Source organism: Variovorax sp. GW821-FHT10D07, assembly GCF_059415325.1.
The window spans coordinates 358,914-379,590 of sequence record NZ_JBWKMZ010000002.1 but is presented as its reverse complement, the minus strand read 5'-3'; the positions used below and the strand labels follow the sequence as shown (position 1 = coordinate 379,590).

Here is a 20,677-nt window from a genome sequence, read left to right as displayed (position 1 = left end):
GTGCCGCACACAGGCGCCCGGCGCCGATACATCACAACCACAGGAGACAGACATGAATCGATGGAGCCTCGCGGCTGCCAGCGCGGTCACGGCCGCGCTTTTCCTGACCGCCTGCGGCGGCAGCGGTGGAGGCGGCGGCGGCCTGCTGCTGCCCCCGCCCGCCAGCAACCCGCCCGCCACCAACCCACCGCCCGCGGCCAGCGCGCCCAAGTACACGCTCTCGATCGCCAAGACCGAGGACGTGCCCGGCAGCTTCGGCAGCGCCGGTGCCTACGAGAAGATCACCGGCACCTTCACCGGCGAGGTCGACCCGAAGGACACGCACAACGCCATCATCCAGGACCTCGCGCTCGCGCCGACCAATGCCAACGGCAAGGTCGAATACAAGTCCGAGTTCGTGCTCTTCAAGCCCAAGGACATGAGCAAGGCCAGCGGCGTGCTGCGCTACGACGCGCCCAACCGCGGCAACATCGTCAACCTCGATCCCTACTTCGCATCGCGCGGCTACGTGTTCCTCACCGCCGCCTGGCAGGGCGACGTGCCCGCCGCCGCCGGCAAGGTCACGCTGACCGTGCCCGTGGCGAAGAACCCCGATGGCAGCACCATCACCGGCCCCTACCGCGCCGAGCTGCTGCCTACCGTGGCCACCGGCGATTCGCTGCCGCTGCCCGGCGGCCCGTTCAATGCCGCGATGCAGGCCTATGCCACCGCCAGCCTCGACAACACGAAGCCGGGCTACGTGCTCACGCGCCGCATCAACGAGGAAGACGCGCGCCAGCTCATCCCGGCCAGCGAATGGAAGTTCGCCAAGTGCGCCGCCGGCAACCCGTTTCCGGGCACGCCCGACGAAACCAGCGTGTGCCTCAAGGCCGGCTGGGACCCGGCCTACATGTACGAGCTCGTCTACGTCGCCAAGGACCCCAAGGTGATGGGCCTGGGCCTCGCGGCGCTGCGCGACATGATCGCCTTCTTCCACCACGAGGCCAGCGATGCCGCCGGCACCGCCAACCCCGTGGCCAGCGCCATTCGCAACACCATTGCATCGGGCGTGTCGCAGTGCGGCAACTTCATGAAGACCTTCGTGCATCTCGGCTTCAACGAGGACCGCGCGGGCCGCAAGGTGTTCGACGGCGTGTTCGCGCAGATCGCCGCGCGTCAGACCAACATCAACACCCGCTTCGCTATTCCGGGCGGCGGCGGTGGCGTGCGCAGCGACCACACCGCCTTCGGCCAGGCCGGCACGCGCGGCCTGTCGAAGGACTACGTCGACGACGTGGCCCAGCGCCGCGGCGGCATCCTGTCGCGCTGCGAAGCGACCGGCACCTGCCCCAAGCTCTTCATCGGCTTCAGCGGCACCGAGTTCTACGTGCTGCAGGGCTCGCCGCTCCTGACCGACGCCTGGGGCACCACCGACCTCGCGCAGCCCGCCAATGCGCGCGTGTACTACTACGCAAGCAGCCATCACCTGCTGGGCCTGCCCTCGATGCCCGGCAGCGCCGCCGGCGCGCTCTACGCCACCAACGGCAATGCCGGCGTGATCCCCGTGGTGCGCGCGCTCTACCAGAACCTCGAGGACTGGGTCGTGAAGGGCACCAACCCGCCCGACAGCCAGGTGCCCAAGCTCGCCGACAGCACCCTGGTGCGGCCGCAGCAGGTGAAGTTCCCGGCCATTCCGGGCGTGGGCTACACCGGCCTGGTCAACACCTTCTCGCTGCTCGACTGGGGCCCCAACTACCGTCCGCAGGACGAGAGCGGCATTCCCACCCAGGTGCCGCCGGCCTACCTGGGCCGCGACTACGCCATCCTCGTGCCGCAGGTCGATGCCGACGGCAACGACATCGCCGGCATCCGCAGCCTCGACGTGGCCGTGCCCCTGGGCACCAACACCGGCTGGAACTACACCAGCAAGCCCGCCACCATCGACCAGGCCGGCCTGTTCGGCGCCTACTTCCCGTTCGCCAAGACCACCGCCGCGCGCACCGGTAGCGGCGATCCGCGCCTGTCGCTGCAGGAGCGCTACACCGACCAGGCGGGCTACGTGTCGGCCGTGACCGCCGCCGCCAACGACCTCGTCGCCCGGCGCTTCATGCTGCGCGTGGATGCCGACGCCGCGATCGCCGCCGCGGCCGCGACGCCGGTGCTGCCCTAAGCCTCGGCGGCAGCCTGGGCTTCGGCCGGTGCCTGATGCACCCCGAAGCCCGAGCGGCCCGGCGCGATGTCGGGCCGCAGGGTGAGGGCGGGAATCTCGTAGTCGCCACGGTTCTGGCGGCGAAACGGGATCGGCGCCGTGCTGAACAGCGTGTCCATCCTCGCTCCCAGTTCCTGCTCGATGCGCGCGTAGGCCGCCGCGTCGACCTTGCCCGTGCGGTGCACCACGTAGGGCGGCAGCACCTCGAAGCCCGGGTAGTAGAGGATCCCGTGGTGGATCGGGAACAGCAGGTCGTCCATCGGCCCGTTGATGCCGCGCGGCGCGTAGTGCGAGGCCCAGCCGCCCGTCGTGGTGACCACCATCGCGCGCTTGCCCGCCATCGAGCCTTCGCCGAAGCGGTCGCCCCAGTGGCTGTCGGAATGCTCGCCCACGCCGTAGGCGAAGCCATAGGCATAGATGCGCTCGATCCAGCCCTTGAGGATCGCCGGCATCGAATACCACCAGAGCGGAAACTGCAGGATCACCGCGTCGGCCCACAGCAGCTTCTGCTGCTCGGCCTCGATGTCGGCCACCTGCGTGCCGGTTTCGAAGGCGCGCAGTGAGTCGAGCGCGGGGTCGAAGGGAGCGGCCGCGTCGCGCGCCGGAAAGTCCGCCGCTTCGAGCGTGGGCTTCCAGCGCATCGCATAGAGATCGGAAGTGCGCACCGAATGGCCCTGCGCCTCGAGCCGATCGCGCATGAAGCGATGCAGCGAGCCGTTGAGCGAGGCGGGTTCTGGATGCGCGAGCACGAGGAGTACGTTCATGGATTCACCTGAGGTCATGAGGAAAGAAGAGGAGCGATGACCGCAGGTTAGGCAGCGTGGCGATATATTGGAAATGAATAGTTCGAATTCCAGGAATTGCCATGAACAATTTAAGCCGCCTCGACCTCAACCTGCTGCTCACCCTCGACACCCTGCTGGCCGAGCGCAACGTCACCCGTGCCGCCGAGCGCCTGAACCTGTCGCAGCCTTCGGTGAGCGTGCAGCTCGCCAAGCTGCGCGAGGTGTTCAAGGACCCGCTGCTAGTACCCGCCCAGCGCGGCATGCGGCCCACCGCGCGCGCCGACGAGTTGCGCGAGCCGCTGCGCGAGGCCCTCGAATCGCTGGGCCGCGCCGTCGCGCCCAGCAAGCCCTTCGACCCCGCCGAGGCCACCACCACCTGGCGCGTGGCCGCCGCCGACTATGCCGAGTCGGCCATCCTGCTGCCCGCGCTCGCCGCCATCCGCGCCGCCGCGCCCCACACCCGGCTGGCCGTGGTCGAAGCCGTGCCGCTGCGCATGGCGCGGCAGCTTGAGCAGGGCGAGGTCGACCTGTTCTTTCACACCAGCGTGGGCGCGCCGCCGGGCCTGCACCGGCGCGTGCTGTTCCACGAGCGCTATGTGCTCGCCGGCCGCGCCGGCCACCCGCGCCTGAAGCGCCGGCCCACCCTCGCGCAGTTCTGCGCGCTCGAGCATGTGGTGGTGTCGCTCAGCGGCGGCGGCTTCAGCGGGCCCACCGACGAGGCCCTGGCCGAGAAGGGCCTCACGCGGCGCGTGGCGCTGTCGGTGCCGCACTTCCTTTTCATGATCTCGGTGCTGCAGACCACCGACATGGTCGCGATGCTGCCCGAGCGGCTGGCGCGCGGGGCTGCGGGGCTACGCGTGGTGGAGGCGCCGCTGGAGGTGCCGGGGTATGAGATGGCGATGCTTTGGCATGAGAGGAAGCATCGGGATGCGGGGCATCGGTGGGTGAGGGAGAGGGTGGTGGAGGGGGTGGAAATTTAGGCACCAGCTCCCATCGCAAGCTTCTTGTGCAGCTTTGCAGCAAGATCAAGCCTCGCGGCTTGCAGCAGTTCGTCGGACGGAGCAGGGTCAGACAACGGTTTGAACATCTCGGTGATGTTGGCCAGTATTTGGGCGGGAGTCATGATGACTCCCCAAGGAATGGCCCACCAGCCAAGCAATGTGCAGAAGACGATGGAGCCCAGGTTTGCTTTTCTTCCGCACGAATGGCAGCAGATGTGCGTTCGGTTGGTCCATTGAGTGAAGATGCCTGCCGACCAGACCCGGTAGTAGCGCCGCACTTCTGTCTTTGAGCCCGCTTGCTGGCATTCCGGACACGTACCGTTCTTTATGGTGAACGCGTGGCTAAGAATCTCTTCTTTCGAGATGTCCTCTGATATTTCAAGCAGACGCGCATTCCGCAAACATGCCTTGCTGCAGAAGCGCTGCCCTTCATCTAAAAGCGCAGAGAACCTGGCGGAGCTTCCACAGAAATCGCACTCGCTTGTACCTTTGGTCTGCCGATACGAGGCCTTCCTTGCTTGCAGCACGAGCGGCTGCAAAGTCGAGTCTTCGATTCCACGGGATTTGAGCAACAAGAGGATCGCCTCTTTTGCTTCGTCCGCCAAGTCTGTGGTTGCGTATCGTCGCAAGAGGTCCTCGGTTTCGTCATTCCGAAACCGCTCCAAGAAGTATTCCTTTGGATACACGCCTCGATCCCTCGGTGAGCTATAGAAATATTTAACGAAGTGTATCCGGCGACGGCTGCAAGGCATTCCAGCCGGAGCGTTGACCGCCCCCGGGAGATTGAGTTGCTCTTGGGCGGTGTTGGTGAATGAGCGGATGCGGCTTGCTAATGTGGTTGGCCAGTGGTTGGTGACCAACGGAACATGGAGCGCGGGAATGCCGCTGAAATGGGTGCGCCGTTGCGCGCTCACCTTGAGCAAGTTGCCGAGCGTTGAAATAGCTCCCTCGCTTCGCGGGCCAATTCATAGGCCAGTCAGATCACGTTGTTGAAATGCGTTCCTTCCGCATCCTCACGCCAACGACTTCCGCTTCCATGGCAACACCAAAGCAGCGAGTTCAACTGCTCCAGCTTGTTCTCCAGAAGATCCTCCGGCCCCGGGCCGGTGTAGGCGGGCGCTGCTGCGTTGCATTTGGTGTGCTCCTTTCAAGGTGTTGCACGTCTTGTGGTTAGATGGCCAGGGTGTGTCAGCATCTTGGCCGTCGCCTTTTGCGCCCCCCGTTCGCCGCGATGCCCGATGCATCGACGGCCCGCCGCGAGGCGAAGCGGTTGATTCATTCATCCGCCCGTTCAAGGGGTCGTGTGTGCGGCCTTTCTTGCCCACATAGCGGGCCTTCGGGGTAGAGGGGCATCTACTGTAGAGATTTACAGCGTAGAGAAGGTGGCCAAGTGCAAACCAGGTGCGAATTGCTGGGGGTGACCTCGCATTGGTTGGATGGAATCGGCTTTGCTCCGTTGGCTGCGAACGGTCACACGCGTACGAGCTTCCGGCCATTTGTCGCGAGGCTATCTCAGGTGCCAGGTGGGTTGATGCAGACACGGTTCGCGACTCGAGACAAGCGCATGAAAACTTATCCCCCAAAATGCGCGAAATGAGAAAAAGCAAGGTTCTCCACGCTCGGGTTTCGGCATCACCCTACGACGAGCACTATGAGATGGCTTTCGTCTACTGTGTCGACGTTGCCACGAAATACTGCTTCTCACTGACACGCCTTCCAGATCAGGGCGAAATCGAAGTGATGGTGCTCGATCAGCTCAACGCTAGCGTGGAAGACCTGAACTTGACGTTCAACGGGGACGTTCTCACGGCGCACCTGGATCCGGAGACGGCTAGTCAGCTGGACGGGTTCGATGAGTACGTTGTGAACCTCGGCGTTTCCCATGAAGAACGACGACAGCTGATCACGGCTCTGAAGAAGATCTTCGAAGGCAAGCGAGGCTTCAGGGTGGAGTCTTCGTGAAGGATGGGGAGCCGTCGATCAGTCGAGACTTTAGTCAGACCCCATGGAATCCATTGAAAAATTTTCATCCCTCTGGGATGGCTCGGAGCCTGGCTGGGTCGTTGTGCACCGCTCTGAAGACAGAGAACTGCTCCATGTCATCTTCTCGGATGGCGGGCCGAGCGTTTCCGAAGTCAAGGCCCTGCGATCGGTTGTGCCAGATCTCGCAGAGCGAGCTGCAGCCTAAGTGCTTGCTCTTCTGAGAGGAAAGACGGAATTCGGCCTGGGTGAGTTTGAATCGAGTCGCGCGAAGGTGCTTTGCAAGCAATGCAAGGCGCTTGGCCTTCGAGTCGCAGGTCGTGGGTACGAGGCGATAAGCTTCAGCCTCATCAATGTGAAAGCATGACAACCGGATTGCCACCGCTATGGGTCAAGCATCCCGATCTCCCTTGGGGGAGTTTGGGATGGCGCATGGGCTGGGGTGAGGTCTACTGGGAGGATTGGAGAAGCTTCTTTCTGGCATTGGGCGAAGAGGACCGTCGGCGCTATAGAGAGGTTTGGCCAGAACCCGAACCCTGGCAGGGTCTGTATGCGTTCATCGAGACCGGCGAGCCTCCGCCCTGGGTCGTCGAGCACAAGAGGAAACTGGCCGGCCCCTATCCTTTGCCGAGCACGGACGAGTCCCGCATCTCCGAGTACTACCGAGTCGTCTGGCTGATCAGGCACTACTTGATCGAGCTGAGCAGTCAAGAAGTGCATGCGCGAGTTTCTGAGTCCGTTCTCAAGCAGGCGGGTGGCGAAGACCATCTGGCTTTCTATGCCGAGCCGAATGGTTCATGGTGGCGTTTCTCCACGCTGAAGGCGGGAGGGTGGCTGCTGCAGAGACTTGCTGCTCCCCACGAGTCCCACGCTCCGTCGGAGCAGTGAGGTTCGATCGGTGCAGGTCCTGGGCGCATGAGCTGTCCAGCTATGCTTTGACAGGAGTGAAGCTGCCGCATTGGTGACGGAGACATAGCGTGCAGTGGGTCTTGCGATGGGCTTGCCCCGGCGCTCTCTGCCTCAACCGGCGATTCGAACCCGCACCCGTACCACATTGGACGAAAGCGCGCCTCGTTCGACATGCACCCGGTAGTCCGCATTCCTCTGAGGTAGGCGAAGTACCGCCATCAGGTCCAGGTCGAAGCGCACCTGTCCCGTCATCCCGGAGACCTCGTGCGGCTGCCTGGGCGGGCGCTGCATGGGATTGGGTATCTCGTTGTCTTGCGGTGCCGGCGCGGGAATGGGGCCGGCGTAGCGCTGGCCGGTGGTGCTGTCCACCGCAACAAGCCTCATCTCGGGCGGGGTGGGCACGATGATGGGCATGACTGCCAGCCCGCACACCCACACCACGGCGGCCTGGCCAGGCTTCGTCCGGACCAGGGGAGGTGCCTCGATGACGATGCCTTGCCACCCCGGATCGCGAGGGGCGGCCGGCGCGCACGCCGATGTCTGGGCCAACGGCATGCCCATGATGCCCAGGCATGTGGCTGCCAGAAGCCATCGGAGTCTCTTGTGCGATGTCACAGCACGCCACTGTGCGCACGGCGGCTGGCGTGCGCCAGTATCGAAAGTCACGCCAGCCTTTTTTGCCGCCTCGCTGCTGCCTGAGGCCCAACGTGAGCAATGGCTGTAGGCCGCCGTTTTCAGCTTCGAGCCCAAGCGATGAGCTTCCATACCGCAATTGCCGCCGATACGACGAGGAGGGCGAGGGAGACCAGTGATGTCGTGATCAGCGCGCTGCCATAGCCGGAAACGGGGTCGTTGCACTGAAAGCCACCGAAGCCGAAGGCGCAGTAGCGCTCGTATATCGTGTTGGATGCGGTGAGAACGACGGCCAGGATCACCGTCACCGCAATGCTTATCGTGGGGAATCGCTTTGCACTCATCGGTGTGTGGCGTCAGTGATTTCTTGTACTTGGCGCGAGGAATGATCGCCGCATCGGAACCATCGGACAAGGCCAACCGTGGCAGAACTCGCGAGTCGCACAGAGGAATGACTTTAGGCACTGGGAGGCTCATGAAAAAGAAGCTAGCTTCGTTGGTGCCCGAGATGAGCGGGCTGCCCGCAGGTCCGCGGGGCGGCTGCCGCCTATGTCCGATCTGGCGAGAACATCGAGCCCGCCTTGCGCATCGTCAAGAACAGAGAGGATGAGGAGTTGGACGTCGACCCCGTACTGCCGGCGCCTTCCGGGGATGGGCTTGTCCTGTCGATGGATTCGGTACGGCTGCAGACGCTGCCGCACGGCAACATGTCTTCGGCGATCAAGAGCATCGTTCTTTTTCTGGGGCTCATGCCGCTGGGGATCGCGGCGTGGTTCTGCTCGATGCTCGCCGACGCATTTCGGCAAGGCACGGCCGACACGGCCTTTGTGCTCATCATGTCGGTATCGGTCGCCGTGTTTGCGCTGATTGCCGTTGCCGCGCTGGTGCAGGCAGTGACCGCGCCCTATGCGTTTCCTACGCTCTTCAATCCGACGACCGGCAAGGTCGTTCAGCTCAGGGGCAGGGAGCGCATCGAGGCGCCGTGGGCGCAACTGGTTCCCCAGGTGGACTCAATCACGGTGGGCGGCGCGCTGCGTTACCGTCTTTGCCTGAAGGGGGCAACGGAAGCCGGTGCCACGAAGATGATCCTTGTGAGCAACGCAAACAACAGTCCCGCCGATTGCCTTGCGCACTACGAGTTTCTGCGCAGGTACATGGCCGGCGACTGGCAGTGGCTGCCGAAGGTCGAATGCCTGGAAGGCATCAGAAGGCCGCTGCTGCAGGAGTTCAGCAACAACCTGTGGACGCAGATGACGAACTATCGGCCGTGGGATGAAAGATCCGTGCTGGGAAAGGTGCTGTCTTCGGCCGCGTTGCTGCTGATCTCGCTGCTCTGGTGGCCGATGCTGCTGCTGACGCTGATCGGCTCTCGTCTTGGAAGGCTGCCTCGCTTTTCGGCGGCCGACCTGGGCACTTGTTCGGAGTCGCTGCAAGACGTTGCGCAAGAACCTCTCCCGGTGTGCATTCTCCCGGCGCCTGCATTGGGGGGCATGGAGCGGGCGGTCTATGTCGCGATTGCAGCGATCTCCACGGCGGCGTGGTGCTGGCCTGGTGAGGGTGTACTGGCGAGAATCGCGGACATGGCCCGCGCGCTGTAAGGTACTCGACCCACTGTCCACGCCGAACATGAAAACTCGCAAGCTTCTCGAGGCCGACCTGCCAGCGTTGCTCGATCTCTACAAGCATCTTCACGAGACGGACGATCCACGGCCCGCCCCGGTTGTCGTCGAAGCAGTCTGGCAGGAGATCCTGGCAAGTCGTCACTTCCACTACTTCGGTGGATTCGAGGGCACCGAGCTGGTCTCCAGCTGCAATCTGACCTTGATCCCCAACCTCACGCGCGGCTGCAGGCCCTACGGAGTCATCGAGAACGTGGTGACGCATGCGGAGCACCGCGGCAGAGGCTACGCAAAAGACTTGTTGGCACAAGCGCTCGACACGGCCTGGGCTGCAGGCTGCTACAAGGTGATGCTGATGACCGGTCGCAAGGACGAGGCGACGTTGAAGTTCTACGAATCGGCCGGCTTCGATCGACACGGAAAGCAGGCCTTCATTGCGAAGCCCCCTGCGGATGCCACTTAGTCTTCTCACGCAAAGTGCCGGCGGCCATCGCAGTGTCTGCGACCCCACCTAGGTCAGATTCAATCCGCCGTCCGACAGCAGCACTTCGCCGGTGAGGTAGTCCGACGCAACCAGCATTGCAACGGCGTGCGCAATGTCGTCCGGGCTTGCGGCCCGGCGCATGGGTGCACGTTCGCGCCACAGTTCCTGTGCGGCGGTCCAGTCGGCGGTGAGCGGCGTGTCGACCAGACCTGGCGCCACGGCGTTGACGCGAATGTCCGGCCCCAGCGACAGTGCGAGCAGGCGGGTCATGTGATTGAGCGCGGCCTTGCTGACCGCATAGGGAATGGATGCGCCCTTGGGACGGACGCCCGCGTGCGAGCTGATATTGACGACGCAGCCCGCTCGACGGCGCAGGGCGGCGTCGCGCAAGGTCGACTCGGCCAACGTGATGAGATGGAACGGCGCCACGACGTTGACCTCGTGGAGTTCGTGCCACACCGCGGCAGTGGCGGCGGCGAGGTCTGCGTGCGGAATGACTCGGCTGATGCCGGCGTTGTTGATCAGCACGTCGAGTTGGCCCCACGCGGCAATGGCTTCGCTGACGAGCCGCACCCTGTCGGCTTCCAGGGCAAGGTCTGCTTGAACGTAGATGGCCTGCTTCATCTCAGCGGCCATTGCACGGGCTGTCTCCGCGGAACTTCGAGAGTGAAGGACCACGGCATAGCCGGCCTGGCTCAGCTTGCGCGCGATGGCGGCACCGATGCCGGAAGTGGACCCCGTGACCAGCGCGACACGAAGCGTGGGATCGATGGTCGGATTGACGTTCATCTGGAAAACCTCAGTCTGGTTGCGATCGAATGCACCGCTGCCGCCGCTCCGAACGAGCGATGAACACGGCGATGCCCAATGAAAGCAGCGACGTCGTCGACATTGCCGCGAGCAGGGCGTTGCGTGGATGGGACTCGTCGACGAACAGCCCGGCCGCAAAGGCCGTGGCGCCGGCACCGATGGCCGTCATGGCCGATGCCAGGCCCAGGGCGGTGCCGGCGAAGCTCGCGTGGATCGACAGCACACGGCTGTTGGCCGTGGGCATTGTCAATCCGTTGCCGAGTCCCACGCACACGCAGGGGCCGAAGAACGCGAGCGGATGAGCAAACCCCAGCACTGCCAACGCCACGCCCACCAGCAGGCCTGCGCAGGTTAGCAGTCGCCCGGCAACGATGAACCGGATCGGCTGCCACCGTCGTCCGCAGCGTGCGACCGTGTAGCTTCCGACGATGAAGCCCGCGGGAACCAGTCCCATGTAGGCACCCACCATCGCCGCGGAGGTTCCATACGTTTGCATGGCCACGGCAGGCGCGCCGCCGATGAAGACGTAGAGTGTGCCGATGGAAGAGGCCATGCAGAGTCCATAGGCCCACAACTGCGCGGAGTGAAGCAGTTGGCTGTAGCCGTCGAGCTGTTTCGAGATCGTCGTGGAGCGATGGTGGTGGGTCTCCGGCAGGTAGCGCAGGGTCAGGCAGAGCGCCACCGCGCCCATGAGTGCGAAAGCGGCGAAGTTCGCGCGCCAGCCCAGCCAACTGTCGAGAACGCCACCCGCGGTGGGACCGAGCATCGGGGCAATCGCCCAGGCGGACGAGACATAGCCGATCTGACTGATCATCCGCTCGCCTGCCGTATCGCGGATCGCGGCCAGCGACATCGCGTATCCGGCAATGGCGCTGCCCTGGAGCAGCCTGCAGGCCAGGAACACTTCGATGCTGTGCGCGAAGAAGCACCCGATGGAGCCGATCACGAAGACGAGCAGCGCGACGATCAGAACGGGCTTGCGTCCGAACCTGTCGGACAGCGCGCCGGCGATCAGGTGCGTCAACGCAGTGACCACGGCGTACCCGGCCACGGCGACGTTGACCGTCGCGAACTCGGCGTAGAACTCCTTCGCGATGTTCGGCAAGGAAGGAACGAACATGTTCAGCGGCAGAACGCCGAGCGCCGACAGCGCAATCAGCAGCCAGAGGGGTGGGGCATTTCGATGATGAGGGGGCACGAGCAACTCCTTTGCGCGCATTCCTCTTGCGGGGATGCGGTGACCTGACAGCAAGAGCCATCCGTCGAGGATGGGTACATGGTGGCTCTCGTCGGGTCAACAGGAGCTGGGAGCTCATCGGGCCTTTGGGGCTGGATGAGGGGGCGTGCGATTTGCTACGCGGCGAGTTTGTGGGCTCGGCGGGGTGGACTTTACACCAGCGCGACGAAACCGTATCGGTGCAAAGACTGATCAGCAAGCTTGGATGGAGCGCTGGCGAATGCCGAACATGCCGGCGCGCACCTCGGTGCATATCCGTCGGCCGACCTTATAGCTCGAAAGGGAGTCCGCGGGCACTACCAGTTCCACCTTGCTTCCTTCGATCGATGCAACCACGACGTGGCGCCATGGCTTCGTTGACGTGTATGTGCTGGAGACGACTCCTCGCTCAACGTAGCCGTGCGCTGGGAGGGTCAGCGCGTTCAAGTGAAGCAAGATGGCTGGCCCCAGTGCCATGCCGATTCCTGCCGCGATCAAGAACGACGCCCGCCGGACGATGACCCACAGGAACAATGCGTACGGCAAGCCCACGAGCAAGCCGAGGAAGAACGCTTTGGAAATGTCGTCCGTGCTCGTATCCAGAACCGCGCGCCAGACCAGCGCAGCCGTCAGGCAGGACAACGGCTCGGTCATGTTGATCCTGGCCTTGTCTGTAAAACCTCCGTCGCCTTTCAAACGGAAATAGTCGTTCGCGAAAAGTGGCGCGACGGTGATGCAAAGAAGCGTGGCATAGGCCGTGGAGATCGCCACCCAGTAAGGGCGTGGGCGTGTCACCAACCATATGAAGATGGCAACGATCGCCAGCGCACCGTAGAACTTGACGCGTCGACCGAAAGGGCCGAACGTGGGGTTGAGTTCGGGGAGGGCGAGGCCGCGTTTCATGGTTTTGGGGCACGGAGCAAATGTCTTGTGTGCCGAGTTTCTGGTCAGGCTAGTCCCGCCTGATCGACCGTACCAGCAGCTCGGCTGGCCACATCGAAAAGTGTCCACATCCACCGAACTTCGGGTCCGGTGCCCGCAAGATGCCAGAGACAACGACCCTCTTTCCTGACCAACGAATCAGCATCCCTTCATCCATTGCGGGCGTTTCGTCGTCCACTTCCAGCCATAGCGTGGAACGTTCGCCTCGTTCGCCTCGTTCGGCTACGGCGGTGGGTTCGAGGGATCGATTCTCGAATCTCCAGGCCAGGAGTCCGATGACCTCGACCAACTCGCCACCGAAGGCCGACAGTCGTTCGAGGGTTTCGTTGACCGTGAATATCATTGCTCGTCCGCCTTGGCCTGCTTCGTGGCCACACCTTCTTCTGTCTCCAAGCGAAAGCTCACGCCGCACTTGAGGCATTTATTTGGGTTGAGGGCGACGTATTGGGAGGCTTCTACCTGATACGTTATGAGCGACACACGCGTTGCCATTGGAGTCGCGCCGCAGCGGGGGCACTTGTACCTGAACATCCTGACAAGCGCGTACAGCACAAGCGTGAAGGATGGAATCGCAAGGAGTTCCGGTGGCGGTTTCAGCTTGAACACATTCAACACAATCGCGGCAACGATGCTAAAGAGAAGAATCAATCCGAACGCGACAAGAATGTGCCGCCGCCGATTCCGGAAGTCTCGATATTCATCCGGCGACAGCGGACCCAGAGTGCTCAGGTCCTTGCGTGGGTGATGGCGGCGACGAATCATGACGTGACTGGTTCAACGAGAAGGCGGTGCAGGTATACCAGTTTCGCGGTGAGCCCGGTCCCGCAAATGCGGCGCCTTGCCACAGCGAGCGATGGCCGACGTTGCGGCGTCTACACAACGCTTCCGTTGCTGCGTCGCGATGCCGGTGTTAGCCTCCGTATTCCCAAAAATTGACCCATTGCACTACGGCTCGATGATCAACCGTATGAACACCATGAAGCAGTTCCCAACCACCCAACACGCACCGAAGACCCGCCAAGCCGCGGCCGTCGCGCTGCGCGCCGAATTCGCAGAACTGCTTTCCTAGAGCCTTTCACACCTGGAGGCTCGGCCTCCGTGTTCCACAAGACCCGGTAGGCCTCGAGCCACCGGGTTTTTTGTTTTTCGCCTGCCCCTTTTTGGAGATCCGGACATGAGCCTCGAACGAGAACGTCTTCCTTCCGCCGCATTCGCTGCCGGCGCGGCGTCGTGCGTCGACTCCGTGGAGTGGTTCGTGTAGAGCTTCCAGGCCCTCGTGTGCCTGGAGGTCCATCCTTCAGGCCGAAAAGAAAGCCTGTCGGGTGGTCCACCCGGCAGGCTTTTTTTTCGCCCGCATGGCGGGCATCGCGAGTTTGGTGCGCGCGCACCGACAACCCGCCGAGCGTTTCACCTGGCCAGCGGATCGCATCGGCTTTTCAACTCTGAAACTGGAGAAAGAAATGGTGAACAACAAGGTTCATGTGAATGTCGGAACCATCGGTCACGTCGACCATGGCAAGACGACGCTGACGGCTGCGCTCACCTTCGTGCAGGCCGCTCGCATCGGTGGCCGTGCGCTGTCCTACGGGCAGATCGACAACGCGAAGGAAGAGCGCGAGCGCGGCATCACGATCAATACCTCGCACGTCGAGTACGAGTCGGACAGCCGCCACTACGCACACATCGACTGCCCCGGGCATGCCGACTACATCAAGAACATGATCACCGGCGCCTCGCAGATGGACGGCGCGATCCTGCTGGTGGACGGCACCGAAGGCGCCGCGCGGCAGACCATCGAGCATGTGCTGCTGGCGCGCCAGGTGAACGTCGGCCACATGGTGGTGTTCGTGAACAAGATGGACCTGGTGGCTGCGAGCGACCGCGCGGAGATCGAGCAACTGATCGAGATGGAGATCGGGGCGCTGCTGGCCGCGCACGGCTACGACGATGCCCGCTTCGTCTTCGGCAGCGCGCTGAAGGCGCTGGCCGCCGCCGAACGCGGCGACCTCGCAGGTGCCGACGTGCAATGCATCGTCGAGCTCGTGAACGCGCTGGACTCGCGCATTCCGGATCCGGTGCGCGACTACGCCGCGCCGTTCATGATGCCCGTCGAAGGCGTGCACACGATCACGGGCCGCGGCACCGTGATCAGCGGCCGTGTCGAGCGCGGCGTGATCCGCGTGGGCGACAGCCTGGAGATCGTCGGGCTCAGCTCGGTGGGCGACGAGAAGGTGGTCGTCACCGGCGTGCAGTCCTTCCACAAGGACGTCGCCGAGGGGCGTGCCGGCATGAACGTCGGCCTGCTGCTGCGCGGGGTCAAGCGCGACGATGTCGTGCGAGGCCAGGTGGTCGTGAAGCCCGGTGCGCTGAAACCGTACCGGACGGGGCGTGCGCAGGTCTTCGTGCTGAGCAAGGACGAGGGCGGCCGTCATACGCCGTTCGGTTCGGGCTACCAGCCGCAGTTCTTCTTCGGCACGACCGACGTGACGGGTGTGATCCGCGTCGACACCGAAACCGGCCTGGTCGAGCCGGGCGCGCAGGCGCAGATCAGCTTCGAGCTGAACAAGCCTGTGGCGATCGAGAACGGCATGCGGTTCGCGATGCGCGAAGGCGGCAAGACCGTCGGCGCGGGGATCGTGACCGAGGTGCTGGGCTGAAAGGCTGAGGCCTGTTTTCCCCTGTCGTCCGCTTGGCGGGCGGCAGGGGTTTTTTTATTCGGGCGCGCGTTGTGCCGTACCTACCCGAGCTGCTCCGCCAGCCCCACGATGATGCCCTCGGGTCCACGGATGTAGGCGAGCCGGTATGACTCCCCGTACTGCATCTGGCCGATGATTTCGGCACCATGGGCTTTGATGCGCGCAACGACATCATCGAGGCCATCGACGGCGAACATGACGCGGCGAAAACCCAGCGCGTTCACCGGCGTTGCCACGGGCCCGAACCTCACGGCCTCGGGCGTGTGGAACTTGTCGAGCTCGATGCCTTGGCCATCGGGCGTGCGCAGCATCGCGATGGTGGATTTCACGTTGCCGAGCCCGACGAGCTTGCCGACGTCGGGCCCTTCCACCGTGGTCTGGCCCTCGAGCGCGAGGCCCAGTTCGATGAAGAAGGCCTTCACGGCCTCGAGATCGTCGACGACGATCAGCACGTTGTCCATTCGCTTGATGGTCATGGCTGGGGTTCCTTTGTCAGGCGTGCGCCTGTCTGGCGCGGTTCAGTTCGCTCAGGTAGGAGCCGGGCTTCTGCTCGATCTCGCTCTCGGGCCCCAGCACGGCGATGACGGGCCCGTTGATGTAGACCTGAAGCTCCGCCGGCACGGCGAAGAACTTCACCAGGTCCGGCCGGTCGATGGCCAGCTGATAGAGCGAAGTCTTCGTGAAGCGCGACGGGTCTTGAGAACCTTCCTTGTCGTCGAGATCGCTGAGCCACCAGCCCGAATCGCTTGCGTCGTGAGGTTCCGCGCGCGTGAGCAGGATGCGCGACGCGGTCTTGTATTGCACGTGCACCACGACGCTTTTCTGCAAGGAAGGAAAGTCCGGCACGACCTCCGCGACGAGGCTCTCGACGACGTCCTTCTGGTTGCGCAGGTGCATCAAGGTGCTGTCCACCGAATCGATGAAGCGCACGGGGATCTGCTGCATGTCCGGCTCCGTAATCCGCAGGAAGCCGTCGGCGGTGTCCTCGATCATCGTGTACATCCAGCCGACCTGAAGGCTTTGGCCGCCGCTGAACTTCTCTCCCTCCGCCACGCGGCTCTCGAGGAAGTAGAGGAACCAGGCGACGTCCGTATCGGGAATGGCCTTGTTGCTGACGCGAATGCGGAATTCGGGGTGGCCGAAGCGTTGGCAGCCTTGGGTCGTGTGAACCGCGTCGGCGTGGGGTTCGATGGGTTTGTTCTTGCCGAGCGATGAGAAGAGGGAGCGCAGGGACATGGGGATCTGTTCGGAGCGGGTGGTGCCGGCGCGAGCGCGGCAGACCAACGAATGAATCTCATGGTTTTCCGAGCCATGGCGGCCTCGGGAGGCGTTCTGCATCCTAGCTGACTCCACGCGCCGGATGAGCATATCGCCCGGTGCCGCGCGCTCGCGCATCGTGTGATCTCCGCTGGCGCGCCCCGTTTTTCGAACCTTCTTATTACCAACAACGTCGTCGCCTTTCAGCAGCACCGAGCGCTAGACTGCTGCTCCCTTTTTTGCAGGAGACGACAGCATGTCCCGATTGCTCGTGCGCAGCTTCGGCGTTTCGCTCGACGGTTTCGCCGCCGGCCCCGATCAGAGCTTGCAGAACCCGCTGGGCGTTCGCGGTCCCGAACTCATGAGCTGGTTCATGCCCACGCAGGTCTGGCAGCGGATGCAGAAGGGGAGCGAGGCCAAGGGCGAGACCGGTGTCGACAACGAGATCGCCGAACAGGGTTTTGCTTCGATGGGCGCCTGGATCCTCGGGCGCAACATGTTCGGGCCGGTGCGCGGCCCCTGGCCCGACGAAAGCTGGAAAGGCTGGTGGGGCGAGGAGCCGCCGTACCACGTGCCGGTCTTCGTGCTGACCCACCATGCGCGCGCGCCGCTGACGATGCAAGGCGGCACCACCTTCCACTTCGTGACCGGTGGCATCCACGAGGCGCTGGCACTGGCGCGCGATGCGGCGGGCGGGCGCGATGTGCGCGTGGGCGGCGGCGTTGCCACCGTGCGCGAATACCTGAAGGCCGGATTGCTCGACGAATTGCATCTGGCCGTGCGGCCGGTGCTGCTGGGCAAGGGCGAGGCGCTGTTCGAAGGGCTGGATCTGCCGGCGCTGGGCTACAGCTGCGAGCGGCAGGTGGCGGGGGAGCGGGCTACGCACATGTTTTTGCGGCGCAAGGCGGCTTGAGGCGGTCGAGCAATGTCTGTTCGCCAGCCAATATGAACGTCTCCAGGGGCAGTCAGGACTGCACCCCGTGGTACGTCGAGACCTCCACCCGCACCTCGAAGCCCAGCTGCCGCGCAAGCTCCGCCGAGCGCTGGTTGTCGGACCAGCAGTCCCAGTTCGGGGTCAGGCCATGCTGCACGCAGTGATCGATGAAGGCGCGCGCTACCAGCGTGCCGAGCCCTTGGCCGCGATGGCCGTCGGCGGTCAGGATGTCGATGTCGTGGTGACCATTCCAGGCGAAGGCGGTGTAGCACATGCTGACGATGGCATCCTGGTGCAGCACGCAGAAGCCCAGGCCGTGCTGTTCGAAATCCGCGGCGGACCTCCAGTAGCTGCGACTGTAGGGATTGGCGACGTCGCGTATTTGCTGCATCAGGGGTTCGTCGATGCGGCAAAGCTCGTAGCCTGTCGGCATCGGATTCTCCCGACGCTCGATCCCTGCAAATCTTGCGCGATCGAAATCGAAGTCGAGGCGTCGTCGTTTTCTCACCGAGTTCCCGAAGGTGCTGTCCAGCGCCGCCTCCCATGCCTGCGGAAAGGCGTAGAGGATGAAGTAGTCGGAGCCATGAAACTCGAGCAGCCACTGGCACGCGCGCTGGACGAAGACACGATCGTTGGCGCTCCCGGCGAGCGTGCAGGCGCCGTTGTTGTAGACGAGCGCGGCCGTCGGTCGTACCAGATCGTTCGCGAAGACCCTTCCATGGCCGATGCCGGCAATGATTGAGTTCGGGATGCTCGGGCCGTACGGAAGACTGGCGAAGAGGGGAGCGACGCGGTGGAATTCCGAGGGCTTCAGTTCGAGCATGGTTGCGATCGAGTCGGTCGGTTGAACGGTACTGCTAGCCCGGAGCCCTGCAGTAGAAGAATGACTCTTCCGCTCACGCTGCGTCTGTCGTCATCGCCTGCAAGCCGCATAGATGAGGCAGTCGCGCGGCGCGACATCGATGTTCGGATGAACCGTGAAGCGGGCGAGCCGGCCTTCCAGCAGGAAGCCGCTTTTCTCCAGCACCCGCGCCGACGCGCGGTTGTCGACATCGCAGCTCGCCTCGACACGGAATATCTCTGGCAGTCCTAGTGCCTCTGCCGTCAAGGCACGAACGGCTTCCGGCATCAGGCCCTGGCCCCATTGATTGCGTGCAAGCACGTAACCGATGTTCACGATGTGCCCCTTGGTACGCGCCTCGAGCATTCCCACGAGCTCACCGCTTGTCTTCAGGGTGATGACGTAGGGACGGGCTGAACCGGTGTGCCAATGAGCGACGCATGCAGCGACGAAATCGCGCGTTGCATCCTCGGACGCGTGGGGACGCCACACCATGTACCGCGCGACTTCCGCATCCTGCGTGTACGAGGCATACATCGTCGGTGCATCGGAAAGCTCGGGTGCACGGAGTTCGAGGCGCGCGGTCTGGATGCGGTCGGGAAGCGCGGGAGGAGTCGGGGTCATCGGTCATGCTCGCTGGGAGAACGGCAAATGGGTCAGTCGACCGCTTGAAACGGTGCGAACACAAGCCGTTTTTCGTGATCGTGGTTCCACATGAAAGATCTCCGCATGATGCTCGCGAGCGAAGGGGGCGCAATGGGCCGCATTGTGCCGGCACCGCGAACGACAGGCTTCGAGAGTCAGCAGTTTGGCGGCCTGCCGCCGATGGCCGGATCTCCCTCGTGGGCAGTGCGCCACATCGGTTGGGCGTTCGTCACGAAACTCCCCCGACAATCCGCCAACCCCTCACCACCCAGACTCGGAACCATGCGCCTCCCGCCCAAGTCGCTCCGTCCTCTCCTGCTCGCGGCCCTGCTGCTGTGCGCTCCGGCGCTTGCACCGCTGCCTGCGTTCGCACAGACACAACAGGCCGCCGCACCCGCCACCGCCCCCAAGCCCGGCACCCCCGTGCCCGCAGGCTCGCCGCTGCAAGCCGGCCCGGTCCACGCGCAGTTCGCGATCTACTACGCGCCGCGACCCAAGGCCGATCCCATGGCCGCGTTGCGCAGCCGGCTCGCCAAGCTCGGCGATGCTCCCAAGCTGCTGGCATCGATGCCGAAGCCTTCCGAGGTCACCGCCCCCGTGCTGTTCGCGAACTGGAACACCACGACCGTGCAACAGACCTATCGTGCACCCGAGATGGAGATGCTGCAGCGCTTCGGCCATGGCATCACGCGTGAGCAGGCCGAGGCGTTGCAGGGCAGCAGCCAGGCGCTGATCATCGATTTCGCGCATCCCTCGAAGCTGGCGCTGCCGGCCATGCGCAAGGCGCTCGAACTCACGCTGCAGGTGGCGCGCGACACCAATGGCTTCGTCTGGGACGAGGAGACGCGCGAGCTGTTCACGCCCGACGAATGGCAGAAGCGGCGCGTCGACCCCTGGGCCGGTGGCATTCCCGACATCGCCTCGCAGATCGTGATCCATGCCTACCAGGCCGACAACAAGCTCGCGCGCGCCATCACGCTCGGCATGGGCAAGTTCGGCCTGCCCGACGTGGTGGTGAGCCAGTTCTCGTGGTCGATGAACGGGCCGATGGGAACGTTGGTCAACGGCTTCGCGCAGGCGATGGTGGAGGGCGCGCAGATCGCGCGGCCTGGCCAGTTCGACCTGGACCTGCGCACGCTCAAGCAGGGCGGACTGCGCGACCCGAAGGACAAGCAGGCCAAGGGCACCACGCCCGCCAGGCTGTCGCTGGTGGCGGGTACCTGGGAGAGCGGCGATCCGCGCAACCGCCTCTACGAGATCGGCTTCGACCGCTACCCAGGCCCCGACCGCTCGGCGCAGCAGGTGGCCCTGCTCAAGAGCACCTTCGGCGCCGCCGACGATTCGGTGTCGCGCATCAAGCACAACGAGGAGATCCTCGCGGCCAGCAAGCTCGCCCGGGCGCAACTGCCCGCGCTGCGCGACGCGTTCGCCAAGGGCCTCGCGCCCGGCGAATACATCCTCGTGAAGGCGCCGTTCATCACCCGCAGCGGGGGCAACGAGTGGATGTGGGTCGAGGTCACGGGCTGGAAGGGCGACGCGATCGACGGCATGCTGAAGAACGAACCGGTGGAAGTGGCCGACCTGCACGCGGGGCAGATGGTGAAGGTGTCGCAGGCGAAGGTGTTCGACTACATGCGGCGCTATGCGGACGGGCGGGAGGAGGGGAACGAGACGGGGAAGGTGATTCAGCGTGGGGTGGCGGGGAAGCGGTGAGCGCGCAGGCCGAGCAGGGGAATG

Annotated in this window: 23 protein-coding genes; 10 read left to right on the top strand and 13 right to left on the bottom strand. The window is 64.0% G+C overall.

Translation table 11 applies throughout. The annotated features are described in order from the left end of the window. The first annotated feature begins 52 nt into the window (after positions 1-52). Positions 53-2,149 (top strand): alpha/beta hydrolase domain-containing protein, encoded by a 2,097-nt coding sequence (locus AC07PU_RS06995; protein ID WP_495316338.1) that lies wholly within the window; start codon positions 53-55, stop codon positions 2,147-2,149. Here AC07PU_RS06995 and AC07PU_RS06990 read toward each other — a convergent pair. Further along, positions 2,146-2,952, bottom strand: a complete 807-nt coding sequence (locus AC07PU_RS06990; RefSeq protein WP_495316336.1) for an NAD(P)H-dependent oxidoreductase — start codon at positions 2,950-2,952, stop codon at positions 2,146-2,148. The two genes, AC07PU_RS06995 and AC07PU_RS06990, sit on opposite strands and share 4 nt — an antisense overlap. A 101-nt stretch (positions 2,953-3,053) precedes the next feature. Here AC07PU_RS06990 and AC07PU_RS06985 point away from each other — a divergent pair, with 101 nt between their 5' ends. Continuing rightward, a complete protein-coding gene (locus AC07PU_RS06985) occupies positions 3,054-3,953 on the top strand; it encodes a LysR family transcriptional regulator (protein ID WP_495316334.1) in 900 nt (299 codons plus the stop codon). On the opposite strand, the gene AC07PU_RS06980 is transcribed toward AC07PU_RS06985, so the two are convergent. Continuing rightward, entirely contained in the window at positions 3,950-4,897 is a 948-nt protein-coding gene (locus tag AC07PU_RS06980; RefSeq protein ID WP_490875849.1) for a hypothetical protein, read from the bottom strand. The two genes, AC07PU_RS06985 and AC07PU_RS06980, sit on opposite strands and share 4 nt — an antisense overlap. Positions 4,898-5,630: 733 nt before the next feature. On the opposite strand from AC07PU_RS06980, the gene AC07PU_RS06975 reads away from it, so the two are divergent. Together AC07PU_RS06975 and AC07PU_RS06970 are read left to right on the top strand one after the other, a co-directional pair. Further along, complete coding sequence (locus AC07PU_RS06975) at positions 5,631-5,936, top strand: transcriptional repressor (protein WP_495316331.1); 306 nt, start codon at positions 5,631-5,633, stop codon at positions 5,934-5,936. Positions 5,937-6,317: 381 nt separating this feature from the next. Beyond that, positions 6,318-6,842, top strand: coding sequence for a hypothetical protein (locus tag AC07PU_RS06970; RefSeq protein WP_495316329.1), 525 nt, complete (start codon positions 6,318-6,320; stop codon positions 6,840-6,842). Positions 6,843-6,974: 132 nt separating this feature from the next. On the opposite strand, the gene AC07PU_RS06965 is transcribed toward AC07PU_RS06970, so the two are convergent. Both AC07PU_RS06965 and AC07PU_RS06960 read right to left on the bottom strand, forming a co-directional pair. Continuing rightward, on the bottom strand, positions 6,975-7,277 hold the full coding sequence (locus AC07PU_RS06965; RefSeq protein ID WP_495316327.1) for a hypothetical protein: 303 nt from the start codon (positions 7,275-7,277) through the stop codon (positions 6,975-6,977). A gap of 320 nt (positions 7,278-7,597) precedes the next feature. After that, positions 7,598-7,804, bottom strand: a complete 207-nt coding sequence (locus AC07PU_RS06960) for a hypothetical protein (RefSeq protein WP_208514033.1) — start codon at positions 7,802-7,804, stop codon at positions 7,598-7,600. Between the two features lie 273 nt (positions 7,805-8,077). On the opposite strand from AC07PU_RS06960, the gene AC07PU_RS06955 reads away from it, so the two are divergent. After that, entirely contained in the window at positions 8,078-9,094 is a 1,017-nt protein-coding gene (locus AC07PU_RS06955) for a hypothetical protein (protein WP_495316325.1), read from the top strand. Between the two features lie 28 nt (positions 9,095-9,122). Next, complete coding sequence (locus AC07PU_RS06950) at positions 9,123-9,578, top strand: GNAT family N-acetyltransferase (protein ID WP_495316323.1); 456 nt, start codon at positions 9,123-9,125, stop codon at positions 9,576-9,578. A gap of 48 nt (positions 9,579-9,626) precedes the next feature. Here AC07PU_RS06950 and AC07PU_RS06945 read toward each other — a convergent pair whose 3' ends face one another. The 5 genes from AC07PU_RS06945 to AC07PU_RS06925 all read right to left on the bottom strand — a co-directional run bounded on the left by AC07PU_RS06945 (position 9,627) and on the right by AC07PU_RS06925 (position 13,329). Then, complete coding sequence (locus AC07PU_RS06945) at positions 9,627-10,388, bottom strand: SDR family NAD(P)-dependent oxidoreductase (RefSeq protein ID WP_495316321.1); 762 nt, start codon at positions 10,386-10,388, stop codon at positions 9,627-9,629. A gap of 10 nt (positions 10,389-10,398) precedes the next feature. After that, on the bottom strand, positions 10,399-11,607 hold the full coding sequence (locus AC07PU_RS06940; RefSeq protein WP_495316319.1) for a multidrug effflux MFS transporter: 1,209 nt from the start codon (positions 11,605-11,607) through the stop codon (positions 10,399-10,401). A 231-nt stretch (positions 11,608-11,838) separates the two neighbouring features. Then, the gene (locus AC07PU_RS06935) at positions 11,839-12,528 is read right to left on the bottom strand and encodes a hypothetical protein (RefSeq protein ID WP_495316317.1); all 690 of its coding nucleotides are present in this window, start codon (positions 12,526-12,528) and stop codon (positions 11,839-11,841) included. Between the two features lie 49 nt (positions 12,529-12,577). Continuing rightward, complete coding sequence (locus AC07PU_RS06930) at positions 12,578-12,910, bottom strand: hypothetical protein (RefSeq protein WP_495316315.1); 333 nt, start codon at positions 12,908-12,910, stop codon at positions 12,578-12,580. Then, the gene (locus tag AC07PU_RS06925) at positions 12,907-13,329 is read right to left on the bottom strand and encodes a hypothetical protein (RefSeq protein WP_495316313.1); all 423 of its coding nucleotides are present in this window, start codon (positions 13,327-13,329) and stop codon (positions 12,907-12,909) included. The genes AC07PU_RS06930 and AC07PU_RS06925 overlap by 4 nt, the downstream gene beginning before the upstream one ends. A 91-nt stretch (positions 13,330-13,420) precedes the next feature. Here AC07PU_RS06925 and AC07PU_RS06920 point away from each other — a divergent pair, with 91 nt between their 5' ends. Together AC07PU_RS06920 and tuf are read left to right on the top strand one after the other, a co-directional pair. Then, a complete protein-coding gene (locus AC07PU_RS06920) occupies positions 13,421-13,636 on the top strand; it encodes a hypothetical protein (RefSeq protein ID WP_495316311.1) in 216 nt (71 codons plus the stop codon). Between the two features lie 391 nt (positions 13,637-14,027). Further along, positions 14,028-15,224, top strand: coding sequence for an elongation factor Tu (tuf, locus tag AC07PU_RS06915; RefSeq protein WP_495317246.1), 1,197 nt, complete (start codon positions 14,028-14,030; stop codon positions 15,222-15,224). A gap of 80 nt (positions 15,225-15,304) precedes the next feature. Here tuf and AC07PU_RS06910 read toward each other — a convergent pair whose 3' ends face one another. After that, entirely contained in the window at positions 15,305-15,739 is a 435-nt protein-coding gene (locus AC07PU_RS06910; protein WP_495316309.1) for a VOC family protein, read from the bottom strand. Between the two features lie 16 nt (positions 15,740-15,755). Then, positions 15,756-16,733 carry an immunity protein Imm33 domain-containing protein gene (locus tag AC07PU_RS06905; RefSeq protein WP_495316307.1) on the bottom strand — a complete coding sequence of 326 codons (978 nt, stop codon included), beginning with the start codon at positions 16,731-16,733 and terminating at the stop codon, positions 15,756-15,758. Positions 16,734-16,776: 43 nt separating this feature from the next. Here AC07PU_RS06905 and AC07PU_RS06900 point away from each other — a divergent pair, with 43 nt between their 5' ends. Continuing rightward, positions 16,777-17,433: a dihydrofolate reductase family protein gene (locus AC07PU_RS06900; RefSeq protein WP_495316304.1), complete on the top strand. Its 657-nt coding sequence runs from the start codon at positions 16,777-16,779 to the stop codon at positions 17,431-17,433. Between the two features lie 52 nt (positions 17,434-17,485). Here AC07PU_RS06900 and AC07PU_RS06895 read toward each other — a convergent pair whose 3' ends face one another. After that, complete coding sequence (locus tag AC07PU_RS06895) at positions 17,486-18,277, bottom strand: GNAT family N-acetyltransferase (RefSeq protein ID WP_495316302.1); 792 nt, start codon at positions 18,275-18,277, stop codon at positions 17,486-17,488. A gap of 90 nt (positions 18,278-18,367) precedes the next feature. Then, positions 18,368-18,919 carry a GNAT family N-acetyltransferase gene (locus AC07PU_RS06890; protein WP_495316300.1) on the bottom strand — a complete coding sequence of 184 codons (552 nt, stop codon included), beginning with the start codon at positions 18,917-18,919 and terminating at the stop codon, positions 18,368-18,370. A 303-nt stretch (positions 18,920-19,222) separates the two neighbouring features. Here AC07PU_RS06890 and AC07PU_RS06885 point away from each other — a divergent pair, with 303 nt between their 5' ends. Further along, positions 19,223-20,653 (top strand): DUF2314 domain-containing protein, encoded by a 1,431-nt coding sequence (locus AC07PU_RS06885; protein WP_495316297.1) that lies wholly within the window; start codon positions 19,223-19,225, stop codon positions 20,651-20,653. Positions 20,654-20,677: the final 24 nt, after the last annotated feature.

What these genes read in the sequence shown, in the direction of transcription:
- AC07PU_RS06965 (WP_495316327.1), bottom strand. Translation starts at nt 7,277, where the DNA reads ATGCCCATCATCGTGCCCACCCCGCCCGAGATGAGGCTTGTTGCGGTG.
- AC07PU_RS06970 (WP_495316329.1), top strand. Translation starts at nt 6,318, where the DNA reads ATGACAACCGGATTGCCACCGCTATGGGTCAAGCATCCCGATCTCCCT.
- AC07PU_RS06890 (WP_495316300.1), bottom strand. Translation starts at nt 18,919, where the DNA reads ATGACCCCGACTCCTCCCGCGCTTCCCGACCGCATCCAGACCGCGCGC.
- tuf (WP_495317246.1), top strand. Translation starts at nt 14,028, where the DNA reads ATGGTGAACAACAAGGTTCATGTGAATGTCGGAACCATCGGTCACGTC.
- AC07PU_RS06885 (WP_495316297.1), top strand. Translation starts at nt 19,223, where the DNA reads ATGCGCCTCCCGCCCAAGTCGCTCCGTCCTCTCCTGCTCGCGGCCCTG.
- AC07PU_RS06895 (WP_495316302.1), bottom strand. Translation starts at nt 18,277, where the DNA reads ATGCTCGAACTGAAGCCCTCGGAATTCCACCGCGTCGCTCCCCTCTTC.
- AC07PU_RS06975 (WP_495316331.1), top strand. Translation starts at nt 5,631, where the DNA reads ATGGCTTTCGTCTACTGTGTCGACGTTGCCACGAAATACTGCTTCTCA.
- AC07PU_RS06990 (WP_495316336.1), bottom strand. Translation starts at nt 2,952, where the DNA reads ATGAACGTACTCCTCGTGCTCGCGCATCCAGAACCCGCCTCGCTCAAC.
- AC07PU_RS06925 (WP_495316313.1), bottom strand. Translation starts at nt 13,329, where the DNA reads ATGATTCGTCGCCGCCATCACCCACGCAAGGACCTGAGCACTCTGGGT.
- AC07PU_RS06950 (WP_495316323.1), top strand. Translation starts at nt 9,123, where the DNA reads ATGAAAACTCGCAAGCTTCTCGAGGCCGACCTGCCAGCGTTGCTCGAT.
- AC07PU_RS06930 (WP_495316315.1), bottom strand. Translation starts at nt 12,910, where the DNA reads ATGATATTCACGGTCAACGAAACCCTCGAACGACTGTCGGCCTTCGGT.
- AC07PU_RS06910 (WP_495316309.1), bottom strand. Translation starts at nt 15,739, where the DNA reads ATGACCATCAAGCGAATGGACAACGTGCTGATCGTCGTCGACGATCTC.
- AC07PU_RS06995 (WP_495316338.1), top strand. Translation starts at nt 53, where the DNA reads ATGAATCGATGGAGCCTCGCGGCTGCCAGCGCGGTCACGGCCGCGCTT.
- AC07PU_RS06945 (WP_495316321.1), bottom strand. Translation starts at nt 10,388, where the DNA reads ATGAACGTCAATCCGACCATCGATCCCACGCTTCGTGTCGCGCTGGTC.
- AC07PU_RS06985 (WP_495316334.1), top strand. Translation starts at nt 3,054, where the DNA reads ATGAACAATTTAAGCCGCCTCGACCTCAACCTGCTGCTCACCCTCGAC.
- AC07PU_RS06920 (WP_495316311.1), top strand. Translation starts at nt 13,421, where the DNA reads ATGGCCGACGTTGCGGCGTCTACACAACGCTTCCGTTGCTGCGTCGCG.
- AC07PU_RS06935 (WP_495316317.1), bottom strand. Translation starts at nt 12,528, where the DNA reads ATGAAACGCGGCCTCGCCCTCCCCGAACTCAACCCCACGTTCGGCCCT.
- AC07PU_RS06900 (WP_495316304.1), top strand. Translation starts at nt 16,777, where the DNA reads ATGTCCCGATTGCTCGTGCGCAGCTTCGGCGTTTCGCTCGACGGTTTC.